Origin of the sequence: Hyphococcus sp. (genome assembly GCF_965228385.1) — a bacterium.
Taxonomy (GTDB): Bacteria; Pseudomonadota; Alphaproteobacteria; order Caulobacterales; family Parvularculaceae; genus Hyphococcus.
The window spans coordinates 552958-567269 of the sequence record NZ_OZ245810.1; the positions used below are offsets into that span (position 1 = coordinate 552958).

The following is a 14312-nucleotide window of genomic DNA, read 5'->3' on the forward strand; positions in this document are numbered from 1 at the left end:
TAAGAACATATCATGAACGCGCAAATTGAAGTGAGCGATGGCGCAGCATTATCTCTTGTCTGCGGCCGCGCGAACGCTGTCGCTGCGGGCGATTTACGCCGGCGGCGAGCAAAGAGCGTATCGGCGGTTCTGCAAATTACGCTGGGCGGAGACGGGCGGCTCGCCGGTCTGTCCGCGATGCGGCTGCCTTGAGTTTTACGACCTCAAGACTCGCCGGCGTTTCAAATGCGCCGCCTGCCATCATCAGTTTAGCGCCACATCCGGTACGATCTTCGCCTCGCACAAACTTTCGTTTGTCGATCTTCTCGGCGCCATCTGCCTGTTCGTGAATGCATCGAAAGGAATGTCGGCGGTGCAGCTGAGCCGCGATCTCGACGTTCAGTACAAGACGGCGTTTGTCCTGATGCACAAACTTCGCGAAGCGATGGCCCGGGAGACGGCCGAAGCCCGCCTTGTAGGAGATGTCGAGATCGACGGCGCCTATTTTGGCGGCCATGTGCGTCCGGCGAACCTCCGCAAGGATCGCGTCGATCGACGGCTTCTCAAGAACCGAAGCGGCAAACGCCGGGTCGTCGTGGTTCTGCGCCAGCGCGGCGGACGCACGCTGACGCGGGCGTTCCTGCGTGAGGCGGAAGGTATTGATTTTGCGAAGGAACGCGTTGAGCCGGGATCGTCCTTGTCGGCGGACGAGCTTCCGCATTGGGATCTGCTCGCCGATTGCTTCGACGTCCATCGCGTCAATCATTCCGACGCCTATAGCGAGGGCGGCGTTCACACCAATCTCGCTGAAAGCTACTTCTCGCGCCTCCGGCGGATGATCCGCGGTCAGCATCATGCGGTGAGCGGTAAATATCTCGGCGCCTATGCCGGGCACGCCGCCTGGCTCGAAGATCATAGCAATGAAAGTAATGGGACGATGGCCGATCGCTTGATCCTTGGCGCGCTCGCCGCTCCGGTCAGCCGGACCTGGGCGGGCTATTGGCAACGACGCGCAGCGTGACGGCGTCGCCCGCCGTCCAGACGCACATGCCTTTGCGTTTCTCGACCATTCGGACAAGCCGACGCCGGGCGGCGTGGCGAAGCGCCTGAACGACCTTGAAGACGACAGAGTTTCGAAGCGTCCCGTCAGAGGCGTCCAGCTTCCGCTCGACCATGACGCGTTCAGCGAGTTCCCGCGTCGTCAACTCGCCGTCGATCTCAAGATGGCGCACGCAAATGTCGGCGATCTCGCCTTTCTTGAAGAAGCCATGGCTGACCATGTAGCGAGCGCGCTGGTGTTCAGGATCGGTAAACAGCCGGATCGACGCATTGATGTGCGCCAGGTCGTGCTTGGCCTGCGCAATTTGCGCCTGATACGCCGCAATACGCCCGTTAATCTCGGCGCGCTTGTCTTTCAAAGACTGGATAATCATCGGTTCCGTCATGCCGACGATCATCCGATAACAACAGCCTGCGAACAAACCCAAACTTGGTGCGCTTGCTGCCTAAGGCCGAATGCCTCAAGGTCGAGCTTTTCAACAATCTGATGGAGGCGAAGATCATCATCGAAATGTGGCGCAGGCATTACAACACCGTGCGCCCGCATTCATCACTGGGCTACAGACCGCCAGCCACGCTCACCATTCTCCCGGCCGATCTGGCTTCCGCGACTGGATGGCTCCAGCCAGTACAGCCTTCCGTCGAAAGCAATCTCATGGTTACATAGAAACTGGCTGCGTGATCGGGGTCTCGTCAGGCCTCGTCAGTGCGCTATTAACCGCCAGCCCCAGAAACGATCCGTCCTCCGCGATTTGGAAGCTCCAGCCGGATCGGCCTTCCGTCGGAGCATCTTTATCTGTTACATAGAACCCGGCTGCGCACTCAGGAGCGGGTCAGAAACAGGGTCACGATAAAAGGCCACCGTCCGTATTAGGTGTGGTGCGCTTTCCATGTCAGATGACAATGTAGGGACCGACGAATTTTAAAGAAATTCACCGGTTGCATTGCCGTTAAGCCCGGCGCTTCGTCAGTGTTTATTGCGATTTCCGAGTGTGCTTTAGTCTTTATTCCTTCATTCGTTGATCAACGAAGTCGGCGACATTCATATTCAACGCGACCGCGCAAAACTGATCTGAAGCCTTTTCCAAGTGTTGTTTTGAAGTTTGTTTATGCCAGACGGGCGACCAGTTGAGGGCGGCGATCAGGGCGCGTCTACAAAATTCTGGGTCGCTTTTGAGGCGCTGGTGTTTTTTCAGATTTGTCAATTCGCCTATCCAGATATTTCGATATCGCTCATTGACTGCTCGCAAACGGTTTCGCGCTTTTTGAGACAAGGAACCCCATTCACGAAAAGAAACGTTATGCGCGTCTCCCGGAGGTCCGTTAAGCGCAAGTAAATGTGACAGGACTAAACCATGGAAACGCGAGAGCGGCCCGGTTAATTTTGACAGTTGCTTTTCAACGATGGATAGACCGCTGGTCATTCCGTGTTCGATTACCGCCTCAAGGAGCTGTTCCTTGCTATCAAAATGATAGAAAATGCTGCCCGAGGTTATCCCGATTTCCTCGGCAATATTTCGAACGGTTGTACGCTGAAAGCCCAGCTTGTTGAATAGTTTTGCCGACGCGTTGATCAGCTCGTCTCGGCGCGCAGCGGCGTTTTCCGTTTTCTTGGGCCGGGCCATCTCGTTATCCTTAAAGTTCAAAGACTTATCTTAAGAACCAGGTGGTTTATACTGATTTCTTTCCCTCGCCGATTATTTTGACGAATTCGAATGCGTTCATTCGCCTTTGCTTCTTGGCCCTACCTGCTTTCATTCGGTGGCCCGCATTTCGGTAGGCACTGCGTGCTTTGCGACCGAATTTCAGGCCATTTCAGCGCCATTTGTTGACGGGCGATACGCTATTCAAGACAATTTTCCTGTTTGCGCAGAACTGTGAGTGATGAGTCCTCACGCTGTAAGCCATGCGAATCATTGTTGACAAAACGTCGCGATCCAATTAAGCAAGCGCTTGATAAAAAATCAATCAAGCGCTTGCTTAATAGCGCAAGCAATTTGCGATGTACACAAACGCGAGCCGGGAGGGTAAAATGAATTCCGTAAATCCTAAATCTTTCAATGTGTTGCGTAGTCTGCTGCTTGCGGCAGCGTCGCAAGCGATTCTTGCTCCTATGGGCGCGTTCGCGCAAGATACAGAGGCTGCGGCGCCTGAGGTGGCGGGCGAACGCCGGTCTCTCGACACCATTGTCGTCACCGCGCAAAAACGGGAAGAAACAGCCCAGTCCGTTCCGATCTCCATTTCCGCATTTTCTGGCGAATCACTGGAGCAGGGGCAGCTGACCACGCTGACAGACCTTGCCCAAGTGACGCCCGGTCTTGCTTTCAATACTTTCCAGCCAGGTCAGCCGGAAATCTCCATTCGTGGCGTTGGAACGAAAGAGGACGGCGCCGGGGCTTCCGATTCAACGCTGGTTATGGTTGACGGCGTCTATGTTGCAGCCCGGTCGGCCTCAAATGTCGATATATTTGATCTGGAGCGCGTTGAGGTATTGCGCGGGCCTCAAGGCACGCTGTTCGGCAAAAACTCGATCGGCGGCGTCATCAACTATATTACCCGCAAACCCGACGATGAATTCCGCGTGCGCGTACGTCAAACAGTCGGAAAATATGACCAGTTCGATACTGCGGCCATGGTTAATGTGCCGTTGACCGACAATTTGTTTACAAAGCTGTCGTTCAGCCGCCGAGCATTTGAAGGTTATGACCGCTGGATCGGCCCGGGCCAGGGCGATGAAATTGGCGGTAACAACCTTTTTGCCTGGCGCGCACAGGCGCTATGGGAAGCCGCCGATGATTTGAGCGTTCTCGTGTCACTAGACGGCGCCGACGAAGAGCTTGGCAATATTAATCGTCAACCGGTCGGCTCAGCTGGCCCGCTTCATGATTGCGGATGCGCGTCGGATCCCATTGCCGTTGACATTGCGCTTGGTGGTGCAGACTCGGTGCGCACCTATCTTGGCGAAGAGGATAATGGCGGCGAGCGCAATGTTTTCGGCGCAATGATTGAAATCAATAAGGATTTCTCATTTTCGACGCTGACCGCAATGGGCGCGTATCGGGAGTCCGAATATTATTTCTCCCACGACGACACGGGGTTACCGCCATCGCCGGTGGTAGATTTGACTGGATCTAATGGCAATCCGAACGATCTACTGTTGGGCGATCCAAGCATAGGATTCACATTCGACAACAGCGATATTGTCTGGGAGGATTCACAGCAATTCACAGGAGAGATTCGCCTTTCTTCTAACTCGAGCGGCCCGCTAAAATGGGTGGTCGGCGCGTTCGGAAGCATAGAAGAAATTGACAGAACAGAAGGTATTTTGTTTACGGCGCTTGCAGATGCATCGCTTGACCCGAACTATGCGGCGGCGACGATGTTATTTGAAGGGCGCGCAATTGCCGCTTTTGCGCAAGCGACCTATGATCTGTCGGACCGTCTAAGCCTGACAGCCGGCGGGCGTTTTTCCTATGAAGAAAAAGAGATTATCGCTTTCAACGAAATTCCCCAGTCGCCTAGCTTGCAACTTGTGCTGTCCGCATTCCCGCCGGCAATGGGTGAGGACGACTGGGATAATTTCTCATGGAAGGCCGCGATCGATTACGAAGTCGTTGATGATGTGCTAATCTACGGCACGGTCGCCACTGGCTTCAAAAGCGGCGGCTTCACCGGAACAGCAACAACGGCTGCTGGTGCGACAACACCGTTTATGCCGGAGGAGGCGACGAACTACGAAATCGGGATGAAGGGAGACTTCGTTGACAGCCGGCTTCGCGTCAACCTTTCCGGCTTTTACGTTGATTACAAGGACCTTCAGGTTACACGCTTCTTCCAGCCGCCGACATCCGGTGCAGGCGAGTTTATCACCGAAAACGCCGCCGACGCCGAAATTATGGGTTTCGAAGGCGAGTTCACTGCGTTGTTAACCGATAATATTGAGGTCGGAGGTTTCTACTCCTACCTTGACGCCACGTTTGAGAACTTTTTCGGCACGCCCGATATTTCGGGAAGCGGCGACTTTACGGGCAACATGCTGCGTCAGGCGCCAAGACATTCTGGCGGTGGTCATGTTCAATATATCCATGAATTTGCAGACGGCCACGGCAGCCTGACAGCGAATGTCAACGTCAAATATCAGAGCGTGTCGTTCACGAATGTGGACAATAATCCGCTTGACGTCATTCCCGAGCACACGGTTGGCGATGCGTGGCTCGCTTGGAATTCGGACAATGACAAGTGGATGGTTCAGGCCTGGGTCAGGAACTTCACCGATGAGGTCTATCGCACTCACGTCTTCACGCAGCGAGGCAACCGGATTGCATTTGGCACCTTTGCACCGCCGCGCACCTACGGATTGACGTTGCAGTTCAGCTACTAGGCCAAGGCCCAGTTGTACAGGCGGCGCACATTCAGATGCGCCGCCTCATCATGGCGCAGGAGTTCGTCGAGTGAGTGATCCGACGTTGGAGAGCGCGTGTCGAACAAAGGAGGGTACGAAATGCTTTCACCAGTCTTAAGGCCCGGCTTTATACAGCTTCGCGTGCTCGATATTGACGAAGCGATTGTTCACTACCGTGACAACATGGGCCTCGATTTCGTTTCTCGGGATGACGGGCGGGTTTATTTCAAGGCTTATGATGAATTCGATCGTCACAGCGTTGTGCTTCGTGAGGCGGACAATGTCGGGGTTGACGTGATGGGTTTTAAAATGGCGTCACAGGAAGCCGTAGAGGAGCTCAGACGAAACCTCGATGAGCGAGGCGTTGCGCATGAGACGGTCGAGCCTGAAGAGCAGCCGGGCGTTGGCGAACGGCTGCGTGTGCATATGCCGACAGGTCATCTGTTTGATTTTTACGCCACCATGGCGCTCTCCGACAATGGGCCTATGACAGACAATCCAGAACTATGGCGCGACGAGCCCAAAGGCATGCGTATTATCAGGTTTGATCATTGCGCTCTGCTTGGTGACGAAATCGAGGCCGCCGCAGAAATTCTGATCGAATGTCTCGGCTTTAGCGTTACTGAACGCGTTGTTGATCCGGCCGGCGAGAATATCGCTATATTTCTATCATGCTCAAACAAGGCCCATGACGTTGCGTTCCTGAAAGCGCCGGTGAAGGGAAAGCTCCATCATGCGTCATTCCTGTTGGAGTCCTGGGCCGACATCGGCCACGCGGCCGACTTGATGGCGCGGCGCAATATCAAGATAGATATCGGGCCGACCAGGCACGGTATTACGCGGGGGCAAACCATCTACTTCTTTGACCCTTCCGGCAATCGGAATGAAACATTTTCGGGCGGCTATCATTTCTATCCCGACAATCCAACGCGTGTTTGGACGACGGATAAATTTGGCAAGGGTCTTTTTTACTATGAACAGGAAGTCGTCGAGAGTTTTGTCGGCGTTTACACGTAGAGCAGAATTATCCGTTATGTGGCGGCCGTCCGCCGTGGCCGCATTATGGCTCCGAACCTGAACGCAGGATGAAGTAGGCATTTCTATGTATGTGAGAGTTTGCAATAGCACTGAGCTTTCCGAAGGTGAAGTCATCCGTTTCGTGCCCGACGGTGAGGAGGAGGGGATCGCAGTCTGTCTCTCTGACGGAGAATTTTTTGCGATCGGAGACAAGTGTTCGCACGGCAATTGGAGTTTGTCGGAGGGGTTTCTCGAAAACTGCCATCTCGAATGCGTCTTGCACGGATCGGCGTTCGACTTGCGGACCGGTTGGCCGGACAAGCTACCCGCGACGAAACCGGTCAAAATTTATGACGTCAAAATAGAAGGTGGAGATGTGCTCGTCGACGTCTCTTCCGGTCGAATAACGCAACCGGACGATGAAAACATTGCCGCCCAACGTTAGTGTATATTCAGAATGTTGCTTTGACGCGAGGCAACGAAGTCCGAACCCGCGGGCCCGCGGGTTCGGTCGCAAGCCTGTGATCTGACGTGGGCGCCTTTCGAATATCTATTCCGGAAGCGGGATGTATTTCGACTTGCGAACCGGATGAGACCGTTCTCGCGGCGATGGGGCGACACGGGTTGAAGAAAATCCCGTCGGGGTGTCATGGCGGCGGCTGCGGTGTATGCAAGATAAGAATTTTATCTGGATGCTATCGTGTTGGAAAGGTGAATCGCGACGTGATCTCGCCCAAAGAAATAGAGGACGGTTTTGCCTTGGCGTGCAAGACTATTGCCGAAGAGGATCTGGAGATTGCGGTTGTCGGGCGCATGCGAAAATTCTATCGCGAGCGACTTTAGATATTTTCGAGCTCAGACCGCGTCGCTTTGGGCGAGGGCGCGCAACTCAAACTTTTGAATTTTGCCCGTCGATGTTTTTGGCAACTCCTGAAAACTCACGCGGGTGGGGCATTTGAAATGGGCGAGCCGTTCCCGGCAGAAGGCAATGATTTCCTCTTCAGTCGCCTCTTTACCGGGCGCGGTTTCGATAAATGCGTATGGGGTTTCGCCCCATTTTTTATGGGGCGCAGCGACGACGGCGGCGGCCGAAACGGCGGGATGATTGTACAGCACGCCTTCAACTTCGATGCTTGAAATATTCTCGCCGCCGGAGATGATAATATCTTTGGACCGGTCCCGAATTTCAAGATAGCCATCGGGATGGCAGACCGCGAGATCGCCGCTGTGAAAATACCCGCCTGCCAGCGCCTTGTCGGTGGCTTTAGGGTTTTTGAAGTACTCCGACATGACCAGGTTTCCGCGGAACATCACTTCGCCGAGCGTTTCTCCGTCCCGCGGCGCCGGCTGCATGGTTTCCGGATTCATCACAACCATTTCTTCGACCACCGGATAGCCGACTCCTTGACGGGCCTTCATTTCCGCTTGCTGGTCAATCGGCAGATTATTCCATTCCGGTCGCCAGGCGCTAACGGCGCAGGGGCCATAAACCTCCGTAAGGCCATAGGTGTGGGTGATGTCGAATCCGATTTCCTGCGCCTTTTTAAGCAAAGCTGCAGGCGGCGCCGCGCCCGCGGTCATCACGGCGACGCTGAGCTTCTCGCTCGATTCCTCAGTCGCAGCTGCTGCATCGACAAGCATTCGGACAACGATAGGGGCGCCGCACAAATGCGTAACCTGATGCTCCTTGACCAAGCGAAGAAGCATCTCCGCTTCCACGCCGCGCACGCACACATTGACGCCGCCTTGCAGCGCGATTGTCCAAGGGAAACACCAGCCATTGCAGTGAAATAGCGGCAAGGACCACAAGTAAACCGGAAAATGCGGCATCTGCCATGACAGGGCGTTGCCTATCGAATTCAAATATGCGCCGCGATGATGCAACACCACACCCTTTGGATCGCCGGTCGTGCCCGAAGTGTAGTTGAGCGCAATCGGATCGCGTTCATCCAGTTCAAACGGTGTAAGCGTTTCATCGGAGCCTGATTTCAGAAAGTCCTCATAGGTCTGACTGGCGTAGGACTGCGGCTCGCCAAATGTTGGATCATCAATGTCAATGACGAGCATTTCACGCCCGGCCCGGTCTATCGCTTCAGCGGCAAGAGTGCGGTAGCGTCTGTCGACAAGGAATATTTTTGTTTCGGCGTGATTGAGAATGAATGCTATGGCTTCGGCGTCGAGGCGGGTGTTAATAGCGTTAATGACCCCGCCCGCCATTGGAATGCCGAAACATGCTTCAATTGACGCGGGGATATTGTCGGCGATGATTGAGACTGTTTCCTTACGGTTCAATCCGGCGTCGCGCAACGCGCTCGCCAGTTGCAGGCACCGGGCGGAGGTCTCGGCCCATGTGCGCCGTTGGGCGCCGTAAACTACGGCCGGCAGGTCGGCGTAGACTGCCGCCGTTCGGGTCAGAAAGCTGATCGGGGTTAGGGCGGCGAAATTGGCGGCGGCCGGAAATTTGGCCCCTTTGTCTCGATCGATCATTGTCCGGATTTCCTGCGTTAAGTTTCTCAAGCGTCCTGTTGAAAGATGGTTCAACGAACAAAAGCTTATTGACAATAGTCTGTCATCTATTCTAAATTAATCAAGCGCTCAGTTAAAGATTTGACACCCTCGGATCGAGCCAACCAGTTTTCCGACGCTGAATCAGGAAGCGAAAAGCATGATGAAACAAACAGATAATTCAAAATTCCCGCGGTATGACAAATTGATAACCGACGCACGGGTTCACTCATCGCTCTATACGAATGAGAAAGTTTTTGAAGACGAATTAAACAAGATTTTTCGGATGGGTTGGGTATTTGTCTGTCACGATTCTGAAATTCCGAACGCCGGCGATTTTGTCAGACGTAATGTCGGCCGGGAGCCGGTGTTCGCCATCCGGTCGCGTGATGGCGAAATTTCCGTCATCGTGAATCGTTGCGCGCATCGCGGCAACATTATCTGCCAGGAAGAAAAAGGTAACAGGAAAGCGCTCGTATGTCAGTATCACGGCTGGGCGTATGACACCAAAGGCGCTCTTGTCGATGTCCCGTACCCCGGAGGATTCAAAGGGGATTTTTCCTGTCATGGGCTGGAGCGGCTTCCGCTTGTTGATAGTTACCAAGGCTTTGTTTTCGCGTCATTCAATGAGAATGCACCGCCCTTGCTGGATCATCTGGGGCGCGCGACAGAATTGATAGACCGGGCTGTTGAAATGTCGCCTGTCGGACGAATTCGACTTTCGGGCGGATGGGTTCATCACCAGCTGAACTGCAATTGGAAGATGCTGCCGGAGAACGACACCGACGGCTATCATGTCAACTTCGTGCATCCGTCATTTGCGCAAGCGATTCGCTCCAATTATGACGAAGCGGTGCTTGACGACGAGGAGAGCCTGAAGTCACTGTCGAAAGACTGGGGTAACGGTCACACGGAGTTGTTTTTCTCGCCGTCATATAAGAGACCGTTGGAATGGTTCGGTTGCGCGGAAGATCGCCACCCGGCTTACACAAAGGCGTTGCTGGCCGCGTATGGCGAGGAAAAGGGCGGCCGCATTTTGAGGGATGGGCCGCCTCATGCGGTCATTTTTCCAAATCTGTTTCTTGGCGAAATGAATATCGTACGTTTCGAGCCGGTCGCGCCGGGGGTTTGTCTTCATGTTCATACTCCGATGTATCTCGAAGGGGTTGAAGATGACGTCAACAAACGAATTTTGCGCCAATCGGAGGGCGCTCTTGGGCCGACTGCTTTTTTGCTCGCCGATGATTGCGTCATCGCCGAGCGCGCGCAGAATGCTCTTCAAGGCAAGGGGCGCTGGCTTGATCTCAGTCGCGGCGCTGAGCGGGAAGTTGTGGCTGATGACGGCGTGATTTCCAGCCATCTTACCGACGAGACTCCAAACCGAGGTTTCTGGCGTCACTATCGAAGCGTTATGTATCCGGGCGCGCCGACATCCGGCGTAAGCGCTGTCGCATAGCTGAAAAATACTCAGAAATCGGATTTGAAATTGCAAGAAACGTGGCGTGGATATGATTTCCGTTGAAGATCGACTTGAAGTTGAAGCTTTTCTATTCAAGGAGGCGCGGCTGGCCGATGAGTCGCGCTATTCGGAATGGGAGGCGCTTGTCGATGACGATATGCACTATTGGGTTCCCCTGCAGGAGTCTCAGGAGCCGGATTCTGATCAGGTTTCCATATTAAACGACAATCGCACGCGCCTGGCTACGCGCATCCGTCAATTGAACACTGGCGTGCGTCATGCGCAATTGCCCCCGTCGCGCATGCGCCGCTCGATTTCAAATATCGAGATAGAAAAAACTGGAGCTGACGAGTATGCCATCGGGTCAAATGTCGTTCTCTATGAGTTCCGCCGGCAGGCGGCAAAAGAACTCGAAGTCTGGCCTGCGCGTGTTGAGTACAAGCTCAGACGGAAAGATGGCGAACTGAAGATGTTCAGCAAACATATCTTTTTACTGAATTCAGAAGGTTCCGTCCGCGGATTGTCTTTTATCATATGAGCACGCGAAAGGTTCAATGATTAAACATGAATGTGGTCAGGAAACGTTCTGCGACAGCGGCTGTCATTGGGCTCGGTGAAAGTACGTTTTCGCGGAAACCGGATAGGACGGCGCGCGCGCATGCGGTTGAAGCTTGTCTTGGCGCAGTCTCAGACGCTAGTCTCAATATCGCTGAGATTGACGGCTTGTTGCTGAACAGGAGCCCGATCGAACCCAGTAGTGCGCTGCCGCTGCACCTGAAACGGGATATCGGTCTTGGCGACCTTTCGCTGTTGGCGTCGATCGAGGCCGAAGGCAGTTCCGCCATACAGATGATCCAGTATGCCGCGCTGGCGATTGACGCTGGAATGGTAGAAAAAGTTCTATGCGTCTTCGCTGATGCTCCAGTAGGAGCGACCGGAGGGGGGGGCGCCTATTCGATCTCCATGAATTTGATTGGGCTTGACGGCTGGGATGAGCGCCATGGGTTGATTGGCGCCACAGGGGGCTTTGCGCTGTCGGCGCAGCGTTACTTTCATGTGTATGGGGCCGACAGCAACGCGCTTTTCGAGGCGGCGGCGGCGGATCGGGAATGGGCGGCGCTCAATCCCAAGGCGTTTTTACGCAAACCGCTCGATAAGGATGAATACTTCGCCTCGCGCTGGATAGTGGAGCCTTTACGTTTGTTCGATTGCGCATATCCGGTAAATGGCGCTGTCGCTGTTATTGTTTCAAGCGCAGATAGCGCTGCAGACAGGCCAAATCCGCCTGTATACGTGCATGGTTTTGGGCAGGGCCATTCCGGCGCCCGAAATTTCTCGGGCGACGAGCCTGAAATTCAAACTGGAGCCGAGATTGCCGGTCGCAATCTGTTCGGAGGGCTTGGTACCACTCCAGGAGCTTGCGACTTTTGCGAATTTTATAATCCTTTCAGCATCACGACGATACTTGCGCTTGAAGGATATGGCTTCTGCAAACCTGGCGAGGGCGCGGACTTCATTGCGGGCGGCGCAACACGGCCGGGAGGCGCATTGCCGGCAAATACAGGCGGCGGCCATCTGTCATCCTATTACCTTCAGGGCATGACGCCGGTCCATGAGGCGATTGTGCAGACCCGCAGGTGCGGCGGCGAGCGCCAAGCGCCCTCAACAAATCTTGGTCTCGTGACGGGATTCGGCGGGCGAATGGAGTATCATTCCGCCATGGCTGTCAGTCCGCATAGGGATATTTAATCAATGGGAAGTCGACTAAACGATAATCCGATCGAAGACGTCAACCCTGTCGTAAGCGAAATTCTGCGGCGGGCGGAAGCCGGCGAATTGTCCTGTTTGTCCTGCGCTGCTGGATGCGGCGCGACCGATTATGCCGCGCGCATTTGTCCGTTATGCGGCAAGCAGGTTGAATTGCGTCCGGTATCCGGGCGCGGGCGAATCCATTCCTATTCTGTTTTTCACGCGCCGTTCAATTCGAAATTGCCGGCTCCCTACACGGTGCTTCTTGTGGAGTTAGATGAAGGCCCCCGGTTGGCGGCGGTATTCGATGGGGAAGGCGGGCCGCCACCAAAAGTCGGCGATGCGGTCGTGTTCTCCGGGGCCGACGATGGGTTCGTTCGGTTCTCGTTAATATGAAAAGAAAAAGGGTCGCAATAGACTCGGGAGGAACTGGTGAAACAACATGTGGTAAGCAATCCGCCAGGCGGAAGCCGATTTGCGGAGAACGTGCGTGCGTATCGTAGCGATCTGGAAAGTCTGCCGCGAGATCTCGTGAGGCGCACTGGGTTAAACAATCCAAATAAAGTCGCTTATGTCTGTGGCGTTCGGTCTGCGAGCTGGGGTGAAATGCATGCGAACTCCGATCGGCTCGGTGCCGCTCTCTTGGCGAAGGGGATTTCGGTCGGCGACGCCGTCGGGATCGTGGCGCCGGAATGTATTGAAGTGTACGTGCATTTCTTTGCTTGTATGAAGGTCGGCGCCATACGCGTTGGCGTAAATCGTCGATTTGCTGACGCGGAACTGCGGCACGTCTTGGTCGATTCCGGTATGAAATGTCTCTTCGTGCATGCGTCATGCGGCGAAATATTGAAAAATGTTCGGGATGACTTGAAATCTCTGAATATCCTGACTGTCGGGTTCGGCGGCGAACACGATTTCGATGTAGATCTTGAAGCTGTTCTCGGTGAGGTCGACGTCGCTCCGGAGTTGCCATCTCTTTCGGGCCATGACCCGATAATGTACAGTTATACGTCGGGTACGACGGGTTCGCCGAAAGGGGCTGTGTTAACGCACGGGGCAGTTACGTCGACAATTCTTCATGCGTTGGCGGAGTTCGGTTTCGTGCGCGACGACCGCTTTTTCTTGCCGACTGGAAACGCCTGGGTCGCGGTCGTACTCGCGTTTCTTGGTCTCGGCAACGGCATGACTCATATCATTGCAGATGGCGATTACGATCGTTCGACTTTCTTCGATATCGTCAAAGACCAGAAAGTGACAGCGTTTCTGCTCGCGCCCACGATGTTGACCTGGGCGCTTGAGGATAACCGGAAAACGCCATTTGATCTCTCTTCGGTGCGCCTCATCATTTACGGATCTTCGCCGGCGGCGCCCACGCTAATCAAACGGGTGCACGAAACATTCGCCAAAGACATGATCAATGTTTATGCGCTAACAGAGACAACATGGGGCGGCGTGACGTTTTTGTCGCCGGAGGATCACCGCCGCGCATTGACGGATAAACCCGAACTATTGACGTCAGTCGGCCGGGTCGCTTCGCATTTTGAGATTTCAATCCGTGACGAAGACGGCGAGCCCGTCGAGACTGGCGAGCCCGGCGAGATCTGGCTGCGCGGACCGACGATTATGGCGCATTATTTGAACCTTCCGGAACAGACCGAAGAGGTCCTGCGCGACGGATGGTTGCGCACTAATGATGTCGGCTGTCTCGATGAGGATGGTTATGTTTACCTCCTTGACCGCCAAAAATTCATGATTGTTTCAGGCGGGGTCAATATCTATCCCGCCGCCGTTGAGGCTATCCTTGTCAAGCATCCGGGCCTCGCAGACATTTGTGTGGTCGGCGTTCCTCATCCAGAATGGGGAGAAGCGGTGGTCGCTGTCGTCCGCAAAAATGAGGGTCATGAAAACCTTACTGGCGGCGACTTGATCGAATTTTGTCGCGACAAGCTGAACCGACCGTCAACTCCGAAGCATTTTGTCTTTGTGGAAGATGATTTTCCCCGGACTACGAACTTCAAGGTGCGCAAAAAAGAAGTGCAGGCTTTTGTTACGAGCGATGAAGGCGGTCTACCCTGGGACTGCAGTGAAGGCGCCGGGTGATCGAACAAATGTTATTCAGTATGGAAACTCTGGTTGGTTGTT

13 protein-coding genes and 1 pseudogene are annotated in these 14312 nt (G+C 54.5%); 11 read left to right on the plus strand and 3 right to left on the minus strand.

Annotated elements, in window-relative coordinates; genetic code table 11:
• The first annotated feature begins 37 nt into the window (after positions 1-37).
• On the plus strand, positions 38-1000 hold the full coding sequence (locus ACQK2Q_RS02440; protein ID WP_425408170.1) for an IS1595 family transposase: 963 nt from the start codon (positions 38-40) through the stop codon (positions 998-1000).
• On the opposite strand, the gene ACQK2Q_RS02445 is transcribed toward ACQK2Q_RS02440, so the two are convergent.
• Complete coding sequence (locus ACQK2Q_RS02445; RefSeq protein WP_425408171.1) at positions 957-1424, minus strand: hypothetical protein; 468 nt, start codon at positions 1422-1424, stop codon at positions 957-959. The genes ACQK2Q_RS02440 and ACQK2Q_RS02445 overlap by 44 nt on opposite strands.
• 68 nt (positions 1425-1492) lie before the next feature.
• On the opposite strand from ACQK2Q_RS02445, the pseudogene ACQK2Q_RS02450 reads away from it, so the two are divergent.
• Positions 1493-1705 (plus strand): annotated as a pseudogene (locus tag ACQK2Q_RS02450) (integrase core domain-containing protein); the annotation flags it as partial.
• A gap of 337 nt (positions 1706-2042) precedes the next feature.
• Here ACQK2Q_RS02450 and ACQK2Q_RS02455 read toward each other — a convergent pair.
• Entirely contained in the window at positions 2043-2663 is a 621-nt protein-coding gene (locus ACQK2Q_RS02455) for a TetR/AcrR family transcriptional regulator (RefSeq protein WP_425408172.1), read from the minus strand.
• A 407-nt stretch (positions 2664-3070) separates the two neighbouring features.
• Between ACQK2Q_RS02455 and ACQK2Q_RS02460 the strand changes: the two genes are divergently transcribed.
• The 4 genes from ACQK2Q_RS02460 to ACQK2Q_RS02475 all read left to right on the plus strand — a co-directional run bounded on the left by ACQK2Q_RS02460 (position 3071) and on the right by ACQK2Q_RS02475 (position 7300).
• A complete protein-coding gene (locus ACQK2Q_RS02460; RefSeq protein ID WP_425408173.1) occupies positions 3071-5419 on the plus strand; it encodes a TonB-dependent receptor in 2349 nt (782 codons plus the stop codon).
• A gap of 120 nt (positions 5420-5539) precedes the next feature.
• Positions 5540-6457, plus strand: a complete 918-nt coding sequence (locus ACQK2Q_RS02465; protein WP_425408174.1) for a catechol 2,3-dioxygenase — start codon at positions 5540-5542, stop codon at positions 6455-6457.
• Positions 6458-6542: 85 nt separating this feature from the next.
• Positions 6543-6902 carry a bifunctional 3-phenylpropionate/cinnamic acid dioxygenase ferredoxin subunit gene (locus tag ACQK2Q_RS02470; protein ID WP_425408175.1) on the plus strand — a complete coding sequence of 120 codons (360 nt, stop codon included), beginning with the start codon at positions 6543-6545 and terminating at the stop codon, positions 6900-6902.
• Positions 6903-6988: 86 nt separating this feature from the next.
• Positions 6989-7300 (plus strand): 2Fe-2S iron-sulfur cluster-binding protein, encoded by a 312-nt coding sequence (locus tag ACQK2Q_RS02475; protein ID WP_425408176.1) that lies wholly within the window; start codon positions 6989-6991, stop codon positions 7298-7300.
• A gap of 12 nt (positions 7301-7312) precedes the next feature.
• On the opposite strand, the gene ACQK2Q_RS02480 is transcribed toward ACQK2Q_RS02475, so the two are convergent.
• Positions 7313-8944 (minus strand): AMP-binding protein, encoded by a 1632-nt coding sequence (locus ACQK2Q_RS02480; RefSeq protein ID WP_425408177.1) that lies wholly within the window; start codon positions 8942-8944, stop codon positions 7313-7315.
• Positions 8945-9122: 178 nt separating this feature from the next.
• Between ACQK2Q_RS02480 and ACQK2Q_RS02485 the strand changes: the two genes are divergently transcribed.
• From ACQK2Q_RS02485 to ACQK2Q_RS02505, 5 genes are read left to right on the plus strand one after another with little or no spacing between them, the layout of a single operon-like run.
• Entirely contained in the window at positions 9123-10418 is a 1296-nt protein-coding gene (locus ACQK2Q_RS02485; protein WP_425408178.1) for an aromatic ring-hydroxylating oxygenase subunit alpha, read from the plus strand.
• Positions 10419-10470: 52 nt separating this feature from the next.
• The gene (locus tag ACQK2Q_RS02490; protein WP_425411107.1) at positions 10471-10959 is read left to right on the plus strand and encodes an aromatic-ring-hydroxylating dioxygenase subunit beta; all 489 of its coding nucleotides are present in this window, start codon (positions 10471-10473) and stop codon (positions 10957-10959) included.
• 26 nt (positions 10960-10985) lie between these two features.
• On the plus strand, positions 10986-12170 hold the full coding sequence (locus ACQK2Q_RS02495; protein ID WP_425408179.1) for a thiolase family protein: 1185 nt from the start codon (positions 10986-10988) through the stop codon (positions 12168-12170).
• A gap of 3 nt (positions 12171-12173) precedes the next feature.
• The gene (locus ACQK2Q_RS02500) at positions 12174-12566 is read left to right on the plus strand and encodes a Zn-ribbon domain-containing OB-fold protein (protein ID WP_425408180.1); all 393 of its coding nucleotides are present in this window, start codon (positions 12174-12176) and stop codon (positions 12564-12566) included.
• A 36-nt stretch (positions 12567-12602) separates the two neighbouring features.
• Entirely contained in the window at positions 12603-14270 is a 1668-nt protein-coding gene (locus ACQK2Q_RS02505; RefSeq protein ID WP_425408181.1) for a class I adenylate-forming enzyme family protein, read from the plus strand.
• Positions 14271-14312: the final 42 nt, after the last annotated feature.